Source organism: Streptosporangium sp. NPDC020072, assembly GCF_040631445.1.
Taxonomy (GTDB): Bacteria; Actinomycetota; Actinomycetes; order Streptosporangiales; family Streptosporangiaceae; genus Streptosporangium.
The window spans coordinates 275,171-295,877 of sequence record NZ_JBEYAB010000012.1; the positions used below are offsets into that span (position 1 = coordinate 275,171).

General features: G+C 69.4%; 20 protein-coding genes. 14 read left to right on the forward strand and 6 right to left on the reverse strand.

Going from position 1 to position 20,707, the window contains the following annotated elements; translation table 11 throughout:
• Window positions 1-119 precede the first annotated feature (119 nt).
• Together serC and ABZ470_RS28580 are read right to left on the reverse strand one after the other, a co-directional pair.
• Window positions 120-1,229 carry a phosphoserine transaminase gene (gene serC / locus ABZ470_RS28575; protein WP_362915210.1) on the reverse strand — a complete coding sequence of 370 codons (1,110 nt, stop codon included), beginning with the start codon at window positions 1,227-1,229 and terminating at the stop codon, window positions 120-122.
• Window positions 1,230-1,386: 157 nt separating this feature from the next.
• Window positions 1,387-2,493 (reverse strand): citrate synthase 2, encoded by a 1,107-nt coding sequence (locus ABZ470_RS28580; protein ID WP_352014709.1) that lies wholly within the window; start codon window positions 2,491-2,493, stop codon window positions 1,387-1,389.
• Between the two features lie 168 nt (window positions 2,494-2,661).
• On the opposite strand from ABZ470_RS28580, the gene pdxH reads away from it, so the two are divergent.
• The 5 genes from pdxH (at window position 2,662) to ABZ470_RS28605 (ending at window position 8,765) form a co-directional block, all read left to right on the forward strand.
• Window positions 2,662-3,315 carry a pyridoxamine 5'-phosphate oxidase gene (pdxH, locus tag ABZ470_RS28585; protein ID WP_352014710.1) on the forward strand — a complete coding sequence of 218 codons (654 nt, stop codon included), beginning with the start codon at window positions 2,662-2,664 and terminating at the stop codon, window positions 3,313-3,315.
• A gap of 91 nt (window positions 3,316-3,406) precedes the next feature.
• On the forward strand, window positions 3,407-4,624 hold the full coding sequence (locus ABZ470_RS28590; RefSeq protein ID WP_352014711.1) for an MFS transporter: 1,218 nt from the start codon (window positions 3,407-3,409) through the stop codon (window positions 4,622-4,624).
• A gap of 172 nt (window positions 4,625-4,796) precedes the next feature.
• Window positions 4,797-5,501: a metal-dependent transcriptional regulator gene (locus ABZ470_RS28595; RefSeq protein ID WP_352014712.1), complete on the forward strand. Its 705-nt coding sequence runs from the start codon at window positions 4,797-4,799 to the stop codon at window positions 5,499-5,501.
• 120 nt (window positions 5,502-5,621) lie between these two features.
• On the forward strand, window positions 5,622-7,850 hold the full coding sequence (locus ABZ470_RS28600; RefSeq protein ID WP_352014713.1) for a SpoIIE family protein phosphatase: 2,229 nt from the start codon (window positions 5,622-5,624) through the stop codon (window positions 7,848-7,850).
• 138 nt (window positions 7,851-7,988) lie between these two features.
• On the forward strand, window positions 7,989-8,765 hold the full coding sequence (locus ABZ470_RS28605) for an alpha/beta hydrolase (protein WP_352014714.1): 777 nt from the start codon (window positions 7,989-7,991) through the stop codon (window positions 8,763-8,765).
• 69 nt (window positions 8,766-8,834) lie between these two features.
• Here the strand turns inward: ABZ470_RS28605 and ABZ470_RS28610 are convergent, their stop codons facing one another.
• The gene (locus ABZ470_RS28610) at window positions 8,835-8,996 is read right to left on the reverse strand and encodes a hypothetical protein (RefSeq protein ID WP_352014715.1); all 162 of its coding nucleotides are present in this window, start codon (window positions 8,994-8,996) and stop codon (window positions 8,835-8,837) included.
• A gap of 120 nt (window positions 8,997-9,116) precedes the next feature.
• Between ABZ470_RS28610 and ABZ470_RS28615 the strand changes: the two genes are divergently transcribed.
• On the forward strand, window positions 9,117-9,644 hold the full coding sequence (locus tag ABZ470_RS28615) for a hypothetical protein (RefSeq protein WP_362915212.1): 528 nt from the start codon (window positions 9,117-9,119) through the stop codon (window positions 9,642-9,644).
• Between the two features lie 110 nt (window positions 9,645-9,754).
• Here ABZ470_RS28615 and ABZ470_RS28620 read toward each other — a convergent pair whose 3' ends face one another.
• A complete protein-coding gene (locus tag ABZ470_RS28620) occupies window positions 9,755-10,900 on the reverse strand; it encodes an acyl-CoA dehydrogenase family protein (RefSeq protein ID WP_362781263.1) in 1,146 nt (381 codons plus the stop codon).
• A 288-nt stretch (window positions 10,901-11,188) separates the two neighbouring features.
• On the opposite strand from ABZ470_RS28620, the gene ABZ470_RS28625 reads away from it, so the two are divergent.
• The 3 genes from ABZ470_RS28625 to ABZ470_RS28635 all read left to right on the forward strand — a co-directional run bounded on the left by ABZ470_RS28625 (window position 11,189) and on the right by ABZ470_RS28635 (window position 14,780).
• Complete coding sequence (locus ABZ470_RS28625) at window positions 11,189-12,496, forward strand: hypothetical protein (protein ID WP_362915214.1); 1,308 nt, start codon at window positions 11,189-11,191, stop codon at window positions 12,494-12,496.
• A gap of 61 nt (window positions 12,497-12,557) precedes the next feature.
• Entirely contained in the window at window positions 12,558-13,436 is an 879-nt protein-coding gene (locus tag ABZ470_RS28630) for a class F sortase (RefSeq protein ID WP_362915216.1), read from the forward strand.
• A 378-nt stretch (window positions 13,437-13,814) separates the two neighbouring features.
• Window positions 13,815-14,780, forward strand: a complete 966-nt coding sequence (locus tag ABZ470_RS28635) for a threo-3-hydroxy-L-aspartate ammonia-lyase (RefSeq protein ID WP_362915218.1) — start codon at window positions 13,815-13,817, stop codon at window positions 14,778-14,780.
• A gap of 27 nt (window positions 14,781-14,807) precedes the next feature.
• On the opposite strand, the gene ABZ470_RS28640 is transcribed toward ABZ470_RS28635, so the two are convergent.
• The gene (locus ABZ470_RS28640) at window positions 14,808-15,587 is read right to left on the reverse strand and encodes a methylenetetrahydrofolate reductase (protein ID WP_362915220.1); all 780 of its coding nucleotides are present in this window, start codon (window positions 15,585-15,587) and stop codon (window positions 14,808-14,810) included.
• A 107-nt stretch (window positions 15,588-15,694) separates the two neighbouring features.
• On the opposite strand from ABZ470_RS28640, the gene ABZ470_RS28645 reads away from it, so the two are divergent.
• Complete coding sequence (locus ABZ470_RS28645) at window positions 15,695-16,612, forward strand: hypothetical protein (RefSeq protein ID WP_362915222.1); 918 nt, start codon at window positions 15,695-15,697, stop codon at window positions 16,610-16,612.
• 9 nt (window positions 16,613-16,621) lie between these two features.
• Window positions 16,622-17,149, forward strand: coding sequence for a GNAT family protein (locus ABZ470_RS28650; protein WP_362915223.1), 528 nt, complete (start codon window positions 16,622-16,624; stop codon window positions 17,147-17,149).
• Here the strand turns inward: ABZ470_RS28650 and ABZ470_RS28655 are convergent, their stop codons facing one another.
• Window positions 17,150-18,136 carry an alpha/beta hydrolase gene (locus tag ABZ470_RS28655; protein WP_362915225.1) on the reverse strand — a complete coding sequence of 329 codons (987 nt, stop codon included), beginning with the start codon at window positions 18,134-18,136 and terminating at the stop codon, window positions 17,150-17,152.
• Window positions 18,137-18,292: 156 nt separating this feature from the next.
• On the opposite strand from ABZ470_RS28655, the gene ABZ470_RS28660 reads away from it, so the two are divergent.
• The 3 genes from ABZ470_RS28660 to ABZ470_RS28670 all read left to right on the forward strand — a co-directional run bounded on the left by ABZ470_RS28660 (window position 18,293) and on the right by ABZ470_RS28670 (window position 20,705).
• Entirely contained in the window at window positions 18,293-18,706 is a 414-nt protein-coding gene (locus ABZ470_RS28660; protein WP_362781276.1) for a DUF4259 domain-containing protein, read from the forward strand.
• 128 nt (window positions 18,707-18,834) lie between these two features.
• Window positions 18,835-19,617 carry a class I SAM-dependent methyltransferase gene (locus ABZ470_RS28665; protein ID WP_362915227.1) on the forward strand — a complete coding sequence of 261 codons (783 nt, stop codon included), beginning with the start codon at window positions 18,835-18,837 and terminating at the stop codon, window positions 19,615-19,617.
• Between the two features lie 179 nt (window positions 19,618-19,796).
• Window positions 19,797-20,705 (forward strand): hypothetical protein, encoded by a 909-nt coding sequence (locus ABZ470_RS28670; protein ID WP_362915229.1) that lies wholly within the window; start codon window positions 19,797-19,799, stop codon window positions 20,703-20,705.
• The last annotated feature ends 2 nt before the right edge of the window (window positions 20,706-20,707 follow it).

The window sequence follows — 20,707 nt, forward strand, 5'->3', positions numbered from 1 at the left end:
TCCCGGCGCGCCCCGAAAGGGGCCCGGCCTCCGGGCTCCACGGGTGTCCGCGTGGTCACCAGGGCCTCCGGTGAGGGAAGGACGTCGCCCTTCCCTCACCGGACAGGCTCAGAGAAGGGCTAGAGCCGCTCGACCACGTGGTCGATGCACTTGGTCAGCGCCTCGACGTCGTCGGGGTCGATGGCCGGGAACATCGCGATGCGCAGCTGGTTGCGGCCGAGCTTGCGGTAGGGCTCGGTGTCCACGATGCCGTTGGCGCGCAGGACCTTGGCGACCTCGGCGGCGTCGACCTCGGCGGAGAAGTCGATGGTGCCCACCACGTTCGAGCGGAACTCGGGAGCGGCGAACGGCGAGGTGTAGGAGGTCTTCTCCGCCCACGTGTAGAGCCGCTGGGCCGAGTCGGCGGTGCGGGCGGTGGTCCAGGCCAGGCCGCCGTTGCCGTTCATCCACTCAAGCTGGTCGGCCAGCAGGAACAGCGTGGCCACCGCCGGGGTGTTGTAGGTCTGGTCCTTGACGGAGTTGTCGATCGCCGTCGGCAGGCTGAAGAACTCGGGGACGTACCGGCCGCTGCCGGAGATCTCCTCGACCCTGGCCAGCGCGGCCGGGGACATCAGGGCGAGCCACAGACCGCCGTCGGAGGCGAAGCTCTTCTGCGGGGCGAAGTAGTAGACGTCGAACTCGCTCGCCTCGACGGGCAGGCCGCCCGCGCCGGAGGTGGCGTCGACCAGGACCAGCGAGCCCTCCTCGCCGACCCGCTTGATCGGCATCGCGACGCCGGTCGAGGTCTCGTTGTGGGTGAGCGCGTAGACGTCCACGCCCTCTTCGAGACGGGCCTCGGGGTGGCTGCCCACCTCGGACTTGATCACGGTCGGGTCGCCCAGCCACGGGGCCTTCGCCACGACGGAGGCGAACTTGGAGGAGAACTCGCCGAAGTGCAGGTGCTGCGACCTCTCACGGACGAGCCCGAAGGCGGCGATGTCCCAGAACGCGGTGGTGCCGCCGTTGCCGAGGACGACCTCGTACCCCTCGGGGAGGGAGAACAGCTCCCGCAGGCCCGCACGCACGCGCCCGACGAGCGACTTGACGGGCTTCTGCCGGTGGGAGGTGCCCATCAGGGTGGAACCGGAGGCGGCCAGAGCCGCCAGCTGCTCAGGTCGTACCTTCGAGGGCCCGCAGCCGAAACGGCCGTCGGCGGGCTTGATGTCAGAGGGAATCACGATGTCAGCCACCTGAACAGCGTACTGAGCCCGCCGCGCGATCCCGCTCGGGGTCCGTATTTCGAGACGTGCGTGGTGTCCGGAATGAGACTGAAATCACCCGATAAACACGAGACGGCTGCCGCGCGAGAGTGCGTCGCGCGACAGCCGTACGAGACTGATCGGGGGGTCAGAAGGAGGCGAGGACCTCGGCGGCGCCGGGGACGTCGTTGATCGAACGCTGCGGTGGGCCCACGTACTTGGCGCTGGGGCGGACCAGCCTGCCCGTGCGCTTCTGCTCCAGGATGTGAGCCGCCCAGCCCGCGGTGCGTGCGCAGGTGAACATGGAGGTGAACATGTTGGCGGGGACCTCGGCGAAGTCCAGGATGACCGCGGCCCAGTACTCGACGTTGGTGGCGAGCACCCGGTCGGGCTTACGGGCGTGCAGTTCTTCGAGGGCGGCCTGCTCAAGCGCCGCGGCGACCTCGTAGCGAGGCGCGTTGAGCTCCTTGGCCGTACGGCGCAGCACGCGGGCCCTGGGGTCCTCGGCCCGGTAGACCCGGTGACCGAAGCCCATGAGCCGCTGGCCGTTGTCCAGCTCCTGCTGGACCCACTTCTTGGCGTCGCCCAGCTTCTCGACGCCCTCGATCATGTGCAGCACGCGGGCGGGGGCGCCCCCGTGCAGCGGACCGGACATGGCGCCGACCGCTCCGCTCAGCGCCGCCGCGACGTCGGCACCGGTCGAGGCGATCACCCGGGCGGTGAAGGTGGAGGCGTTCATGCCGTGCTCGGCGGCGGACGTCCAGTAGGCGTCGATCGCCTTGACGTGCTTGGGGTCGGCCTCGCCCCGCCAGCGGATCATGAACCGCTCGACGATGCTCTCGGCCTTGTCGACCTCGCTCTGCGGGACCATCGGCAGGCCGAGGCCGCGCGCCGACTGGGCGACGAAGCTGAGGGCGGTCACACTGGCGCGCGCCAGGTCGGCGCGTACCTGCTCGGCGTCGATGTCGAGCACCTGGTTGAAGCCGTACGCGGGGGCCAGCATGGCCAGCGCGCTCTGTACGTCGACGCGGATGTCACCGGAGTGGACAGGGATGGGGTACGGCTCGGCCGGGGCGAGGCCCGGCTGGAACGTGTTGTCGACGAGCAGGCCCCACACGTGTCCAAAGGAAACGCGACCGACAAGCTCCTCGATGTCGACGCCCCGGTAACGAAGGGCGCCCCCTTCTTTGTCCGGTTCCGCGATCTCCGTCTCGAAGGCCACCACGCCTTCGAGCCCGGGTTTGAAGTCGGACATTCTCGGCCGCCTCCCTTTCTTGAAGTCAAAGCCTTGATGTCGAGATACCGGCGGGTCATATTCAACCCCCTAGGGCGCGGTGGTGTGCCGCCGGACCCGCCGGAACGCGATCGTCCCAGGTGGGGGCGGTGCGCATGCTCTCCGTCAAGCACGGGAGAATACCGTCCCGTGGATGCCACCTCGCGCCCGCCTTCGCTTGCCGGGCTTCGCCGCACCTACGAAGGTCTCCCTCTGCTTGAGGAAGATCTCGCCCCCGACCCCGTCAGCCAGTTCGCCCGATGGTTCGACGACGCCGTGGCGGCCGAGCTTCCCGAGCCGAACGCGATGGTCGTCGCGACCAGTTCGGCCGGCGGCAGGCCGACGGCAAGGACCGTCCTGCTGAAGGGCTACGACGAGGACGGATTCGTCTTCTACACCAACTACGAGTCACGCAAGGGCCGCGACCTCACCGAGAACCCCAGGGCCAGCCTGCTGTTCCCCTGGCACTCCATCCGCCGCCAGGTGAGGATCGAGGGCCACGTGGTACGGCTGCCGCGGGAGGAGTCGGCCGCCTACTTCAGGTCCCGTCCCTACGGCTCGCGCATCGGGGCGTGGGCCTCGCGGCAGTCGGCCGTCGTGCAGTCCAGGCGGGAGCTCGACGAGCGCTACGCGGAGCTGGCCGAGCGCTGGCCGGAGGACCCGCCGGTGCCCGACTTCTGGGGCGGTTTCCGGGTCGTGCCGTCGGAGGTGGAGTTCTGGCAGGGTCAGCTCGACCGCATGCACGACCGTCTCCGCTACCGCCGTACGGGCGCCTCGTGGACCGTCGAACGCCTGGCCCCGTGACTTGTTACCTGGCCATTACTGATATATCCCCATATGTCCTAAGGGCTGAGGGGGATACGTGGCGGTCAGGAATCTCGTCAGGAGACTCGCGGTGGACACCCGTCCACTGCGGGTCCCGGCCTACCGGCGGCTCTGGATGGGTCAGGGCGTCTCGTTCATCGGCTTCCAGCTCACCTCGGTAGCGGTCAGCGCCCAGATCTACGGCATGACCGGCTCCTCCTTCTGGGTCGGCATGCTCGGCCCGACCAACCTGATCCCGCTGGTCGCCTTCGGCCTGTGGGGCGGGGCCGTCGCCGACGCCGTCGACCGGCGCAAACTACTGCTGGTCGGCTCCCTGATCGCCTGGAGCGCGACGCTGGCCCTGCTCGCCCAGGCGCTCCTGCAGGTGTCGAGCATCGGCCTGCTGCTGGCCACCGTCGCCGTCCACGCCACCGGGTTCGCCATCACCGGCCCGACCCGGGGGGCGATCATCCCCAGGCTCGTCTCCACCGAGCTCGTCCCCGCCGCCAACACCCTCAACTTCCTGGTCGGCAACCTCGGGACCGTGATCGGCCCGCTGATCGCGGGCTTCGTGCTCGCCCAGAGCGGCGTCGCCGTCGCCTACCTGATCGACGCCCTGCTGTTCGGCGCCGGCTTCTACGCCGCCGTACGGCTGCCGCGCCTCGAACCGGTCGGCGCGGTGACCAGCCCCGGCCTGCGCTCCGTCGTGGACGGCCTGCGCTACATCTCCGGCCACCCCGTGGTGATGATGTCGTTCGTCGTGGACATCATCGCCATGGCGTTCGCGCTGCCCAGGGCGCTGTTCCCCGAGATCGTCGCCGAACGCTTCGGCGGTGACCCGCTCGCGTTCGGCTGGCTCTCGGCGAGCATCTCGATCGGCGCGGTCCTCGGCGGCCTGCTGTCCGGCTGGGTCGGCCGGATCAGCCGCCAGGGGCTCGCCCTGACGTTCGTGATCGCCGCCTGGGGCGTCAGCGTCGCCCTGGCGGGACTGGTCGGCCAGCTGTGGCTGATGATCGCCCTGCTGGCCCTGGGCGGCGCCGCCGACCTGGTCTCGGCCGTCTGGCGGCAGACGATCCTGCAGACCCACGCGCCCGACGACATGCGCGGGCGCATGCAGGGCGTGTTCACGGTCGTGGTCGCCGGAGGCCCCAGGCTCGGCGACCTCAGGGCGGGCGCGACGGCCGTGTGGTTCGGCGCCACGGCCTCCTGGGTCGGCGGGGGGATCGCGTGCGCCGTGGTGGTGCTCGCGGTCGGGCTGGCCGTACCGGCGTTCAGGCGTTACCGTTCCGCCGCCGCGGGGTCCAAGTGATCAGAGTGTTTGGGCAGGTTGGGAAGGATTTACCTGCCCCCGATGTTGCCATCGTTGGCCGCTGTGGGCGGATCTCGCAATAGGGTCAGAGTCCGAGGACTTCAGGTCTGTCGCTGTCCCCAGGGGAGGACGCCGCGACCGGCCTTGGAACGAGATAAGGACGGGAGGAGCCTTGACCGCACACGGCCTGATCGACACCACGGAGATGTACCTCCGCACGATCTTCGAGTTGGAGGAGGAGGGAATCACCCCTCTCCGTGCGCGCATCGCCGAGCGGCTTCAGCAGAGCGGTCCCACCGTCAGCCAGACGGTGGCCCGGATGGAGCGCGATGGCCTGGTCAGGGTTGAGGGAGACCGGCACCTGACGATGACCGACCTGGGACGCACGCTCGCCACGCGCGTCATGCGCAAGCACCGCCTCGCCGAGTGCCTGCTCACCCAGGTGATCGGCCTGCCATGGGAGGAGGTGCACGTCGAGGCCTGCCGCTGGGAGCACGTCATGTCCGAGTCCGTCGAGGCCAGGCTGGTCACGCTGCTGAACCACCCGAAGGAGGACCCGCACGGCAACCCCATCCCGGGCCTTGAGGAGTTGGGCGTCGCGGCCCAGGACGGCGCGGCCTGGCAGTCACTGCCGTCGATGGCGGCGCTGGCCGGACCCAGGGATATACCCGTTGTCGTCCGCCGAATTAGCGAACAAGTGCAAAGTGATCCGGCTGTGATGCTTAAACTCAAGCAAGTTGGGATACAACCCGGACGCGAGGTAACGCTCGCGGCAAGCGACGACGGTGTGCGGGTGACAGGTGACGACAAGGCGGAGAATACTCTGGCGGACCTCCCGCGAGACATCGCCGCGCATGTCTTCGTCTCCACCCGATGACCAAGATCCATCTGCTTGGTTGAAATCCCCCCGGGAGACCCTCCACTCCCCTGCCGAGACCGCAGCAGGAGCAACCGTGGTTCGCTTTGCGCAAAGCCGTCCCCAAGGGGTGGTCGCTGGATGAAACGGTGGGGGGATCTCTCACAGGACACCGCCGACCACCTTTCGGCGCATTCGGTCCTCGACCATGCCGAGATGGCGGTGGTCGTCACCGACCGCTTCAGCAACGTCGTCTACTGGAACCCCTTCGCGGAACGGCTGTTCGGCAGGCCGGGCCCGGCGGCCCGCGACCAGTCACGTTCCCTGGGCATCATGGAGAAGGACCACCCCCTCGCCGTCGAGCTCGCCAAGCACGTGCTCAAGGGCGGGGTGTGGGAGGGCACCTTCGACGTCAAGCGCGGCGACGGCACGATCATCTACGTCCGGGCCCAGGCCGTGCCGCTGCGGCACCAGTCGGGCTCGGTCACCGGCATCGTCATCACCGCCAGGGAGGCGATGCGCAGCAACGAACGCGAGAAGGACCGCTACGGCCTGCTCGAACGGATCGGCGAGCGCCTCGCGGGCTCGCTGTACGTCGAGGAGACGCTCAACCGCGTCGCCGAGATGCTCGTCCCGCAGTTCGCCGACCACTGCTTCATCGAACTCATGGACAACGGCAGGCTGACCAGGAAGGTCTCCAGCCACGTCCCGGGCTGGAGCCCGCCGCCCAACACCTGGGCCCCCATCGGCGCCGACATCAACTACCCGACAGGGCACTACGCCGAGATCGCGCTGCGGCGCCAGGAGACGATCCTCGTCGAGGACTTCTCCCAGACCAACTACCCCAGCCCCGGAGAGGCCAGCACCCGCCTCGCCGCCGAGATCGGGATGACCTCGGCCATCGTGGCGCCGCTGTGCGTGCGCGGTGAGGTCCTCGGGCTGATGTACCTCGGCCTGTCCAACCTGACCGACCGGCGCAGCCCGCACTACGACGCCTTCGACCGTGACTTCGTCGGTGCCGTCGCGACCCGGGTCGCGCTCGCCGTGGACAACGCGCTGCTGTTCGAGGAGGAGCGGCACACCGCCGAGTCCTTCCAGAAGAACCTGCTGCCCCCCGCGCCGCTGCCCGAGCTCGACGGCCTGGAGATCGCGGTCCGTTACTGCCCCGCGGCGCCGCTCGCCTCGCACGGCCAGGGCATCCAGACCCAGGTCGGCGGCGACTGGTACGACGTCATCCCGCTGTCGGCGGGCCGGGTCGGCATCGTCATCGGCGACGTCGAGGGCAGGGGAGCCAAGGCCGCCGCCGTCATGGGCCAGCTCAGGGCCGCGCTGCGGGCCTTCGCCCAGGACGACAAGCCACCCGCGGAGATCCTCGCCAGGCTCGACGACTGGACCCACAGCATCGCCACCCCCGAGTGGGACGACAGCGGTGCCGACATCAGCGTCCCGCCCATCGTCACCTGCCAGTACCTCGTCTACGACGCCTGGTCGCGCCAGTTGTCCTTCGCCAACGCCGGGCACGCCCCGCCGCTGCTCCTGGTCGACGGCACCTGCAGCGAGCTGGAGATCGAGGAGGTCGGCAAGCCCCTGGGCGTCCGCGCCCGTGGCATCAACGCCGACCTGGTCTACAAGGAGGAGACCCGCACGCTGCCCGCGGGGGCCGCGCTGCTGCTCTACACCGACGGCCTGGTCGACCGCCGCCCCCTGCGCGACGCCGACGGCAGGCCGCCGAGCGACGAGGAGACCCTCGCCGCGCTCTTCGGCAAGCTCATCGAGGTCTCCGACGACACGGTCGAGAACATCGCCCAGGCCGCGACGGACGCCGTCCCCGGCGAGATCGACGACGACATGGCCATCCTGGTCGTCAGGTCCGCCCGTGACGAGCTCGACGTCGAGGAACGCACCTTCCCCGCCCAGCCCATCATGGTCGGCGAGGCCCGCAGGATGGCGGCGGAGGCCTTCAGCGGCTGGAACGTCCCCGAGGAGCGCGCCGAGCTGGCCTGCCTGCTGGTCTCCGAGGTGGTCACCAACGTCGTGCTGCACGCGGCGAACGCCAGCGTCCCCCGTCGTGACCTGGTGATCGACACCACCACCCCCTTCTCCTTCGACGAGTCGTGGGACATCCCGGGCTTCGAGGACGAGGTCGTCAACGAGAAGGAGTTCACCCTGAGGCTCCGCAGGGGAGGCGAATCCGTCTGGGTCGAGGTGTTCGACCAGGACCTGCGCCTTCCCCGCATCCGCAGCGCGGGGGAGAACGACGAGGGCGGCCGGGGTCTCTACCTCGTCGACCAGCTCGCCAAGCGCTGGGGCTCCCGCCCGACCAGAGAGGGTAAGGCCGTCTGGTTCGAGATCCCCACCAAGTCACGCTGACCAGAATCAAGATCACTGCCAGGTTTCGTGAGCTTGTCCGGAAATTTCCCGCAGGTTACGCGTCCTGAGCCGGTGAGGCGGTCAGGGCATGGCGCCCCCGTCATAGAAGCCGGGGACGATCGGTGCTTCACTCGGGGGATGGATCTGGCCTTCGAACGTCGCGGGACAGGGGAGCCCCTGGTCCTGCTGCACGGAATCGGTCACCACTGGCAGGCGTGGCTGCCGGTGCTCGACCTGCTCGCGGCCGAGCGGGACGTGATCGCCGTCGACCTTCCCGGCTTCGGTGCCTCCCCGCCGCTGCCGCCGGGCTCGCCGTACACGGTGGAGAGCCTCGCCGACGCGGTCGAGACGTTCTGCGCGAGGCTCGGCTTCGGCGAACCCCACGTCGCGGGCACCTCCCTCGGTGGATACGTGGCCCTGGAACTGGCCTCACGGGGGACGGTCCGTACGGCCACGGCGCTGTCGCCCGTCGGATTCTGGAACCGGAGCGAGCTGGTGTACTCGCGGGCGGTGCTCAGGACGTTCCGGGCACTGGCCTTCGCGCTGGACTCGGAGCGGGGCGAGGCCCTCGCGGCGAACCCGCTGGGTCACACGCTGGCCGCCGGGCTGCTCGTCGGCCACCCGTCCAGGCTCTCCGCACAGGACCTCTCCTCGGCCAGGCGGGCGCTGCGGGAGGCGCCGGGGTTCGACGACACCCTCGACTCGTTCGTCTGGCTGATGCCTCCGGCGCCGCCGAAGACGCCGGTGACCATCGCCTGGGGCGACCGCGACCGGCTGTTCCCCCGTCGGCAGGCCGTACGGGCCGCCAGGTGGTCGGGGCAGCGGGTGCGGCTGCTGCGGGGGTGCGGGCACCTGGCGATGAACGACGATCCGGCCCTGGTCGCGCGGGTGGTGCTTGAGGGGTCACGGAGCTGACGACGGGACCGTCGGCCCCGTTCCGTACGGCGTGCGGGGCCGGCCTCGTCGGGTCGGCGGCTCGGTGGGCTAGCGGAAGGTCTGGCCCCAGAGGGCGAGCATCACCAGGATGAAGACGATCATGATTCCGGCGTAGGCGACCGTGCCGAGCCGCATCGCGCGCCGTACCCGGTTGAGCCCCCAGGCGAACAGGAACGCCAGGAAGACCAGCAGGATCAGTCCGCTGTCCATCAACACCGCCTCAGGGGGAGCCTACGGTGACCAGTATGCGTCGACCGTGAGGATCTTGTGGCGATTAACCACGACACCGTTTCTCGTGGAATGGTGCTGTCCGTGAGTAGATGGGTGAAAGTGACACGCGTTCCTTCGGCCGTCCGGGGCTCCGTGCTCGCCGTCGCGCTCGCCGCCTGCCTGGCGGCCTGCTCCTCGGGAGGCTCGGGGACCTCGGGAGCCTCGGGGGAGAGCCCCTCGGCCGCCGCGTCGCCCACCGCGACCGTCACCGCCGACACGTCGCAAATGCCGTCCGAGACACCCAGTGAGAGCGTGCCGGACGTTCCGGTGGAGCCGAGCGTCACCCCCACGGCGACGCCGACACGCAGCGGGAGCGTTTCGCGGGTCGACGACGTGACGGGGCGGCTCAGCCCGCTGGGGAAGGAGTCGGTCGTGGTCGACGCTTCCGACGGGCCGCACGAGGTGCACCTCACCGGTGACACGGTCGTGCTCGACACGCAGGGGAGCGTCTGCCAGAAGGGGGCGGTTCCGCACCGCTGCACGTCGGCGGAGCTGTTCAAGGCGCTCAAGGCGGGGGTCACGTTCGAGGCGAGGGTACTGATCTCGGAGGGCGACGCGATCAAGATCGAGGAGATCGTCAAGGAGTGAGGGACCGGGCCGCCCTTCCGTGGTGGGAGGGCGGTGTCCCGGCGTTCCCGGGGCGTTGCGGCGTCTCCGAGGGGCCATCCGAGGGGCCATCCGAGGGGTCATTCGAGGGGTCAGAAGCCGAACGAGCGGCCGATGATCTCCTTCATGATCTCGGTCGTGCCGCCGTAGATCGTCTGCACCCGGCTGTCGATCCAGGCCTTGGCCACGGGGTAGTCCATCATGTAGCCGTAGCCGCCGTGCAACTGCAGGCAGCGGTCGATGACCTTGTTCTGCAGCTCCGTGGTCCACCACTTGGCCTTGGCCGCGTCCACCGCGCTCAGCTCCCCGGCGTTGAGGGCGAGGACGCACCTGTCCACGTAGTGACGGGCGATCTCCAGCTCGGTGTCCAGTTCGGCCAGGACGAACCGGGTGTTCTGGAAGCTGCCGATGCTGCGGCCGAATGCCGTACGGGACCTGCAGTACTCGATGGTCTGCGCCAGGACGGCCTCCGCCGAGGCCACCGCCATGACCGCGATCGACAGGCGCTCCTGCGGCAGGTTGGCCATGAGCTGGTAGAAGCCCCGGCCCTCCTGCCCACCGAGCAGGTTGGCCGCGGGAACCCGTACGTCGTCGAAGAACAGCTCCGCCGTGTCCTGGGCGTGCATGCCGATCTTCTCCAGGTTGCGGCCCCGGCCGAAGCCCTCCATGCCCCGTTCGACGACCAGCAGCGAGACGCCCTTGGCGCCCGCCTCCGGGTCGGTCTTGGCGACCACGACGACGAGGTCGGAGTTGATGCCGTTGGTGATGAAGGTCTTCTGGCCGTTGACGACGTAGTGGTCGCCCTCGCGCCTGGCGGTGGTCCTGATGCCCTGCAGGTCGCTGCCCGCGCCGGGCTCGGTCATCGCCACGGCCGTGATCAGCTCTCCCGAGGCGAATCCGGGCAGCCAGCGGGCCTTCTGGTCGTCGTCGGTGAGGTCGACGAAGTACGGCGCCATCACGTCGTTGTGCAGGGAGAAGCCGAGACCGGTGGCGCCGATCCGCATGACCTCCTCGACGATCACGGTGTTGTAGCGGAAGTCCTTGATCCCGGCGCCGCCGTACTCCTCGGGCACTCCGAAGCCGAACATGCCGATCTCCCCGGCCTTCTTCCACACCTCGCGGGGGACGATGCCGTCCTTCTCCCACCGGTCGTGGTGGGGAACCACCTCGCGGGCCATGAACTCGCGCACGGTCTCCTGGAAGAGCAGGTGCTCCTCCTGGAAGAGGTCTCGTCGCATGGGCTTGCCTCCTTGGGATACGAGGACAGAATACGATTCTGTTACCCATAGGTACACCCAGGTGGCGGGCGTTGTACGGCCTCCGCCGGAGATTCGGGCGGATCACAAGTCCGCCACAGTCTGCTGGGGGTCTTGTCATCTTCCTGCGTCATGCTGGGGCTGGGCAGTACGATCCGGAGCGAGTTGTGACTTTATGACCGGTTTTATGGCCAGATCCGATGATCGGAGCGACCAGTGGTTCGGTGGGGAGCAGGACTCCGCAAGGCAGTCGCGGCGTCAGTCCTAGGGGTGGCGGCTGGTTCCCTGGTCGTTCTGACGAGTTCTCAGAGCGTTGCCGACACGGACACCTATATCTCGGACTTCTTCTGTACTCCTTCGAATGATTTGGCTCCGGCTCAGGCGAAGGTTCTGGTCAGGGTCGCTTTTCCGACGAAGGTCTACATCGGGCAGTCGCTCGATATCAAGTGGACTCTGGGTGATTCCCCTTTCAAGGCTCCGGAGGACTCGCCCGCGAAGGCGCGTGTGGTCGCCCGGGGCAGCGCGGGGATATCCGACTATTGGAGTGGCACGGGAACGCTTGACTCGATGGGAGAGACCGTCGTCGCCAACGCTCTGCAGAAGGGCGCGCCGCTTCCCCTCCCCACATTGGCGCCGGGTTCCTACATCGTGGGAAAGGAAGGCGAGATCAAGGTCACGCCCAGGAGCCTCACGGTGCAGTACCTGCCCTCCGATGAGGTGACCGTCTTCAACGACAGTGTCAACGGGGCGGAAAACCCTGCGATCAAGTATTCCGTGGGCAACAAGTGGATTCGCAGGGCCGACGACAAGATCGACGACATCGGGAAAGACGTGCACGCGACCACTGATGATGGCGCGACCGCCGAGTTCTCGTTCACCGGCACCGGTGTCGAATACGTCACCGAACGCGATGACGACATGGGCGAGGTTGAAGTCACTCTCACCGAGGCTGGAAGTCCGGTCCAGCCGGCGACGAAGGTCAATGCCTCAAAGGAGGCGGACGGTCAGACCAACGTTCCGGCCGATGCGAAGCGGACGCAGCAGGTTCTTTGGTCCGTGAAGGGTTTGAAATACGGAACGTACACCGTCAAGCTGAAGAACGCCTCCCCTGGAAAGTATTTGATCGTCGACGCTTTCAGGGTGCTCAAGGAGCCGAAGCCCGAGCTTTATACGGATGTCGACAACTTCAATGCTGTCTGTAAGCCCACCAAGGCCGAGACGGTGCCGGTGAAGGTCGAGAAGTCACCTACCCCGACGCCTACGGCGACCACCCCGACCCCCACCCCCACTAGGACCCCGTCCGTGGTGCCCAGCACCTACTACACGACCGTGCCGCCCCACACCGCCACTCCCAAGCCCACCCTCACCGTCACCGCGACCGTGACCCCCACCCGGCCGACGCCGACCGCTCCTCAGGTGATCGTGACGCCCAGCGGTGGTGCGCAGACGGGTGAGGCTCCCGATGAGAATCGTTCGGGCGCGGGGTTGATCGGCGGCGGGACGGCGATGGTGCTCGCGAGCGTGGTCGGCGGAGTGGCGTTGAGGCGGCGGCGTGCGGCGCACAGCCAGGGCCGCTGACACGAAGCGGGTCGATAGGGGACAGTAGGCGCATGCGCGGGGACAGGTAAGGAGGCGCCGGGTGTATCCAGGGCCTTCACAGGGTCAGGGCCCCTACTACGGCGGCGGCCGTCCGCCCAGGAAGGGCGGCGGCCTCCTGCTGCCCACCCTGCTGGTGGTCGGCTCGCTCGGCGGGGTCGCCGCGATCATGGCCGGGCTGCTGACCTACCTGACACCGGTCGCCGACGACGAGCCGTACGGCCCACCCGTGCCGCGGGCGGCCGACAGCATGATCGTGCAGGACGTCCCCACCCAGGGTGGCCAGGAGACGCAGGCCGTACAGCCGGGGCAGTCGCAGGATCCGCAGCCGCAGGAGCCGGTCGCGGCGGCCCCCGCCGAGGTGGGGCACGGCGGGCTCGACGCGCCGTTGACGGCCGCCGCTCCCACCGCTCGTCCGCCGCTGCCCGTGGTCAAGCCGCCCGCGCCGCTCAAGAGCGCGGGGGTACGGCCGAACAAGCTGGCCATTCCCAAGATCGGGCTGCTGGCTCCGCTGATGGCACTGGGTGTCGACGCCAAGAAGGAGATCCAGACCCCGCCGTTGAGCAAGCCGAACCTGGCAGGTTGGTACAAGAACGGCCCGGTCCCCGGGCAGCAGGGCCCCTCGGTGGTGCTCGGGCACGTGAACACCCGCAGTGGGGCGGCCGTCTTCAGCCGCCTGAAGGAGATCAAACGCGGGGACAAGATCAAGGTCTCCAGGTCGGACAGGACCATCGTGGAGTTCACCGTGGACGGGGTCGAGCAGGTCAGCAAGACGTCGTTCCCGTCGAAGCGGGTCTACGGCAACACCGGAGAGGCGACTCTGCGCCTGATCACCTGTGGCGGCGTCTACAACAGCCGGACCCACCACTACACCGACAACATCATCGTCTACGCGACCCTGTCGGCCACCCGCAAAGCCTGACCCGCGAAGCCTGAGCCGTGAGGCCTGGCCTGCAAAGCCTGACCTGCGCAGTCTGAGCCGCTCAGTCTGGTTCGTGCAGCCCGCTCCGCGGTACCTGACCCGTGAGACCTGGTCCGGGAAGTCCGGCTCGCAGGGTCTTGGTCCATGAGGCCCGACCCGCGGAACCTGCCCTACGGGGTCTGGTTCGCGGTGCCTGACCCACAAGCCCTGACCTGCGAGGACTGTCCCGGGAAGCCTGGTCGACGGGGCCCGGATCCGTGCGGCCCGACCGGGAGGCGGACCGGCGGGAGGGCTGACGCGAACGGCCGGGGCGGTTACCGTGGTCGTGTCGAAGATCGTTGCGAACCGTCGAAGAACCCCGAAGGGGAGAAGCCGCCGATGCTCCAGCTGCCGACCTACGACGACGTCCGGGACGCCGCCGCCCGTATCTCCTCCCACGCGCACCGCACCCCCGTGCTGCGCTCGCGCCGGATCAACGAGAGCGTCGGCGCCGACGTGGTGTTCAAGTGCGAGAACCTCCAGCGCATGGGCGCCTTCAAGTTCCGTGGCGCGTTCAACGCCCTGTCCCGGTTCACCCCGGAGCAGCGGCGCGCGGGCGTGGTCGCCTACTCCTCGGGCAACCACGCCCAGGCCGTGGCGCTGGCCGCCAGGATGCTGGACATCCCGGCCACGATCGTCATGCCCCACGACGCGCCCGCCGCGAAGGTCGCCGCGACCAAGGGGTACGGCGGGCGGGTCGTCGGCTACGACCGCTACGCCGAGGACCGTGAGGAGATCGGCCGCGCGCTGGCCGTGGAACACGGGCTCACGTTGATCCCGCCGTACGACCATCCGGACGTCATCGCGGGGCAGGGCACCGCCGCCCTGGAGTTGCTGGAGGAGGTCGGCGACCTCGACGCGCTGTTCGTGCCGCTCGGCGGGGGCGGGCTGCTGTCCGGCACCGCGCTGGTGGCCAAGGAGCTGTCGCCGGGCTGCGCGCTGTACGGCGTGGAGCCCGAGGCGGGTGACGACGGCCTGCGGTCCCTGCGCCAGGGGAGCGTCGTCCACATCGACACCCCGGTGACCATCGCCGACGGCGCGCAGACCCAGCATCTCGGCGCCCACACCTTCGCGATCATCAGCCGCGACGTCGACGACATCGTCACCGCGACCGACGCCGAGCTCGTCGAGGCCATGCGGACCTTCTTCGCCACGATGAAGATCGTCGTCGAGCCCACCGGCGCACTCGGCCTCGCCGCCGTCCGCAGGCTCGCGGGAGACCTGGCGGGACGGCGGATCGGTGTGATCATCAGCGGCGGCAACGTCGACGTCGACCGTTTCGCCGCACTGCTGACCGGCCGTTGACCGGCCGGGCGTTCTGGGACGAACCTGTCAGAGCAGTTCCTCAAGCCGGGCGGCGACCTGGCGGTAACGGGAGACCGGGATCAGGTGAACCCCGTCGAAGGCGCCGGATTCGCGGATCTTGAGGACCTGCTCGCAGGTGGCCTCGACCCCGGCCTGGCGGTCGGCGGCGACCGCGCGGACCAGGTCCTCGGGGATGTCGATGTCCGGGATCGCGGCGGAGAGACGCCGGGCGTGGTTCTCGCTGGCCAGGACCATCACGCCCGCGTAGACGGGGACCTCGACGGGGTTGGCCTCCCGCCACCTCAGCAGGGCCTCCAGGGAGAAGCTGACCTGGACGAAGACGAAGTCGGCCGCGTGCTTCCATGCGGGTAGCGGGCGAAGGCCGGCGGCCGTACCGATCTGGAAGGGGCGCACCCCGGCGAAGGCGGGGTCGTCCGGCAGGGCACGGACCTCCTCGATCATCGCGCGCACGTTCAGGTCGCCGGTGCGGTTGCCCGTCGCCGGCTTGTCCCCGTAGACGAACAGGAAGCGGTCGACGCCGTAGGCCGCGGCGGTCAGCAGGTCGCGGCGGAACCCCAGCAGGTTGCGGTCGCGTGAGTTGAGGCACGCGATGCTACGGCCTCCCATCGCCTCGACCTCGTGCGCGACCGCCACGCTGGAGACCGTGGCACGGCCGATGTGGTTGTCGGGCACCAGGAAGGTGTCGGAGATCTTGCTCAGGGTTCCGATCTGGTGCCGGACGTGCATCAGGTCGGGCCGGGTCGGCGGCTCGATCTCGCAGATCACCTGGAACGGGGAAGTCGTCATGGACCAAATGTAGGCAGACCGAAGTGAGGAGGCCACCTGCTTTCCTCGCGTATAAAGCGCCGGGGGAAAACGGAAATCGCATTTCTGAAACGGTTAGGATCCAGCACATGGCGACTACGCGGGCCGGCAACCGTAGAATCCGGATAATCGTCGACCCCGCCCTTCCCGAGGAGACGGCGACCGTCCTCGGTGACAACGCGCTCATGCTCGAAAAGGTGCGAAAAGGCTGGAAGCCCCTGCCGCTGCCCAGGAAGCGGTCGGCCGCCTCCCTCGCGGTCAAGGGAATGCTGACGGCATTGGCCCTTGTCGCCGCGGTTTTCGTCGGCGCCGGTCTCCTGATCGAGATCGTGCTTTCCCTCACGCTGGCCGGACTCGTCGTCGCCGCGATACGGGCCGCCGGTGACGCGGAGGACCGCCTTTCTCCGGAACACGTCTTGTACGGCCTCGCCGAAGACTGCCGGGAGAGTTATCTCCTTGAGGAGGATTTCGACGACGCGGCGAGAGAACTGCTCGTCAGGACGAGGACGGCGGCCGGTTCGATCCTCGGTTCGCGGGTCAACGCCGAGGGTCTTCTCGACGACGTGCGCAACACGGTGGTCCTGCCCGCGCAGGAGTGGGAGATCGCACGCCTGCTGGCCAAGCTGTCCGCGTTGCGCGCGGAGCACGGGACACTCATGGCCGGTGGGGTGACCCCGGAGGTCTCGGCCGCGGTGCGGCCCCTGGAACGGGTGCTGGCCGAGAGCGAGAAGGCGGTCGTCGCCAGGGTCGAGGCGATCGAACGCTACGCCGCCCATGTCGCGCGGGCGGAACAGGCCCAGCGGGCGCATGACCAACTGCGGGCGTTCGCCGAACGACTGCCGCGCTACGAGGAGCTGCTCGCCGAGTCGGGGGCGGACGCACTGGCCGTACCCGAGGTCGGGCGGCTGGCCGAGGAGGCCGACGAGCTTGAGCGGGCGCTGCGGGACAGCCTCGGGGCGGCGCGGGAGGTCTTCGGGCATCTGGACGGCTCGGTCGGCGGTTCGTAGCGTGACGGCATGAGCGTTGATCAGGTGGCGTTACGGCCGATCGTCGAGGAGGACCTGGAGACGCTTGAGCGCTTCTCCGTCGAGCCGGAGGCGGCGGGGCTGTTCGGCTGGCTCGGCTGGTCGGACCCCGGCGGGTGGCGCCGGTTGTGGGCGGAGAACCGTTTCCTCGACGCCGAGGGCGGCCGGCTGCTCGTCGTCCGCGGCGCGGAGCGGCTCGGCTTCGTCACCTGGCGCAAGATCGTGACCGCGCGGACCTCACACTGCTGGAACCTGGGGATCGCCCTGCTGCCCGAGGCCCGGGGCCGGGGCTTCGGCACCCGGGCACAGCGCCTGCTGGTGGAGTACCTGTTCGCGCACACGCAGGTGGTCAGGGTCGAGGCGGTCACCGAGGACGCCAACCTCGCCGAGCAGCGCGCGCTGGAGAAGGCGGGCTTCACCCGGGAGGGCGTGCTGCGCGGCTACTCGTTCAGGAACGGTCACTGGCGTGACGGGGTGATCTACAGCGTGCTGCGCGAGGAGGTCGACCTGCCCGGCTGATCACCCGGCGGCGACTCTGGCGATCTCGGCGAGGACGAGGTCGGGCTGGGCGTTCTGCACGTAGTGCTCGGTGGTCGAGGCCGTCACCAGGCGACCCCGGCTCGACAGCGCCGCCAGGCTCCTGGCGTGCCGGGCGTCCTCCTCCGGCTGTCCCGCCGGGACGATCACCGTGACCGGTAGATCGCCCCACGCCCCGGGACGAACCGTCGCGGCCACCTGGGCGGCGCTGTCCACCGACGCCCACGCCTCGGCGCGGGCCGCCGCCATGCTGCCCGAGCCGTAGACGACGGTGGCGTTCGCGCGGGCCGTCGGGGTCGCCTCCGGAGGCACGAAGGCGTCGCCGCGCAGTCTGAGCAACCCGACCCGGGCGACGAACTGGTTGACGCCGAGCTGTACGGCCATCAGCGGCCGGGAGATCCGCAGCGCCGTCAGGGCCGTCTCGTCGGTGACGTCGATCAGCACGAGCCCGGCGGTCAGGCTCCGCCGGCGGTCGGCGAAGACCCGTACGACGTTGCCGCCGAAGGAGTGCGCGACCAGCACGTACGGCCCGGCCTCCCCGGAGGCGGCCAGCAGCGCGTGCAGCTCTCCGGCCAGGCGCTCCGCCGTACGGGGGGAGGGTCCCTCCTGGCTCCAGGCGTATCCCGCCCGGTCGTAGGAGCACACCCGGGAGCGGGCGGACAGGCGGCGCTGGATCACCTCCCAGCTCGCGCTCGACTCGGCCAGTCCCGCTTCGAGCACGACGGTCGGGGCGCCCCGGCCGGTGCAGTACAGGTGCAGGCGGTGGCCGCCCACGTCGACCAGCCGCCCCGGTGCCCGGTGCTCCCGCGCGTCGGCCCGTGAGGCGTTCGACTCGTAGGCGAACCCCACCCCAGAGGCCAGCACGAGCAGGACCAGGGCGAGGGCCGCTGCCCGAAGCAGTGTCCGCAGCAGTCTGCGACCTCTCCTGGGGCGTGGTCTCGTGGTGCGTTCCGGGTTTCTGTCCGCCATGTCTCGAAGGTAGGGACGCGGATGGCCCGTTTCCTCCTCCACGCTGGGGGAACCGTCCACGCCCCCTCATCCGGTCGAAGGAGAACTTTGGGTGATTTGTCGGAGGTGCCGCCTAAGCTCCGAACCGAGGAAGAGGCCGGTGAGGAGAGGTGCGACATGGGAGCCTGGGATCTGGGACCGTTCGACAACGACGGGGCACTCGACCTGCTGGCGCATCTCGACGGTACGGCGGACCCGGCGGCGGCCCTGTCGGAGGCGCTGCGGGAGATCCTCGACCAGGACGACTACGTCGAGGGGCCGGACATGGCGGGCGCGGTCGCGATGGCCTGTCTCACGATCGCCCGTCTGGCCGGTGCCGAGTCCGTCGCCCTGACCGACCCGGTGGCGGTCAGATGGCTTGAGGGCAACCCGTTCCAGGTGGACGCGGCGTTGCGCGGGCTCGCCGCCGACCTTCTCGACCGGGCGGCCCGCCCCGGGGACAACGAACTGTACGACCTGTGGCAGGACGCGGACTCCCTTGACGAGTGGCTCGCGACCCTGACTCCCTACCGCCGGGCGCTGGCCGGGTGATCGACGGTCACCCGGAGTGATGGTATGGCCCTTTTACCCGAGGGTTCACCCGTGCTCACCAGGCGATTTACCAGGAAAACCCTTTTTTTCACGATGAGCCATGAAATATGGACCTATATCGTGATGGCATGGGTGGACCCAGCGCTTTCCCCGGCATCGACCCCGAGTCCGCGGCCCGCAGGGCGTCATCGTTCGGCGGCCAGGCTGAGGCCTACGCGCGGGAGCGGCCCGACTACCCCGACGCCGCCGTGCTGTGGGCGCTCGAACCCGTCAGGGGCTCGCAGCCTCCGCGCGTCCTCGACCTGGGAGCGGGCACCGGGAAGCTGACCGAGGTGCTGCTGAGGCACGTCACCGATGTCGTCGCGGTCGAGCCGGACCCGGCCATGCTCCGCCAGTTCCGGGTGCGGCTGCCCAGGGTCGAGGCCCTGCCGGGCGGCGCGGAGCGGATCCCGCTGCCGGACAGTTCGGTCGACGCGGTCCTGGTCGGGCAGGCGATGCACTGGTTCGACCTCGACCGGGCCGCGCCGGAGATGGCCCGGGTCCTGGCGCCCGGCGGGGTGGTCGCGGGGTTGTGGAACCTCGACGACGACCAGGTGCCGTGGGTGAACGGGCTGAAGGAGGTCGCGCGCAGCACGGTCTCCCGCACGCAGTGGCGTCCCGACATGCTCGAACTCGGAGAGCCGTGGTTCGGCCCGGTCGAGCAGGCCTGGTTCCCGCACAGCCAGCGCAGGACCGCCGAGTCGATGGTCGCCACGATCGCCACCCACTCCCACGTGCTGACGCTTCCCGAGGGAGACCGCGCCGAGCTGCTGGGCAGGATCGCCGACTACCTGCGCTCGACCCCGGAGACCGCGCGGGGTGAGTTCGAACTGCCGATCACCACGGTGGTGATCCGGGCGCTGCGCGCCTGAGAGGTCTTTTTCCTGGCGTGCACTGTCTTGATGAGACAGGACGGAATTTATGCCCGTTTTGCCAAGACACGTGCATCTCTCTGCTTGTGTTCATAGGATCTATGCCGGACTGTGACCATCGCCTGGAATCGTGGGCAACCGCGCCAAAGCGGTCAGCTGTGCCGAAACGGAGAGTAACTGTGCTGAGGTCCAAGACGCGTCGTCGCGTCGCGGCGAAGACGGCAGCCGGAGTGGTCGGCGCGGGCATCCTCCTCGGCGCGGTTCCCGCGATCGCCTCGATGACGGCGGTGGCCAAGCCGGTCACCTACACGTGCACCGCGGCCTCGGGTACCGGCACCGCCGGCACCTACAAGATGCAGATGGACCTGTCGGGCCCCCTCACGACCCCCACTCCGAGCGCGACCGTCGTGGTGACCTGGAAGGCCGGTCAGCCCCCCGCGCCGCCGAACCTGGTCGCCCCGGTGGCCATCGCCGCAGGGGACCGGATCGTGATCGAGGCGGACACGTCGATCTCCGGGCCCGTGCCGACAACCACGGGGGACATCCACTCGGTCCTGGCCACGACGACGCCCGGGGTCGTGGCCGTCAACGGAGTGCTGCCCCCGCTGCCCACCGTGCTGGTCACCGTGGTCCCGACCGCGGCCGGGGTCGTCACGGTCCGGCCGGACGCCTTCTCCGTCAGCCACCAGGCGGCCGCGGGCACCGGGACGGAGACCCTCATCTACGACTGCCTGGTCGCCACCCCGGCGGAGGCGACCGCCGCCGCGCTGCTGGTCACCGTCAAGCCGACCGGCGCGGCCACCACCACGCCGACCACGACCGCGACCACCACCCCGACGACGACCACTCCGGCCGACACGCCCACTCCCGAGCCGGTCGTGACCATCACCCAGACCAAGACCGCCAAGCCCCCCAAGCCCAGGAAGTCCGGGCATGTCGCCGAGACCCCCGGTGGTGGTGCCTCGACGGGCGGGGGAGGGGACGCCGGTCCCGACGCCAGGATGTTCGTCCTCGGCGGGACGGCGATGATCTTGGCGGCGGGGATCGGCGGGTTGATGCTGCGGCGCCGTACGGCGACCCGGGGCTGACC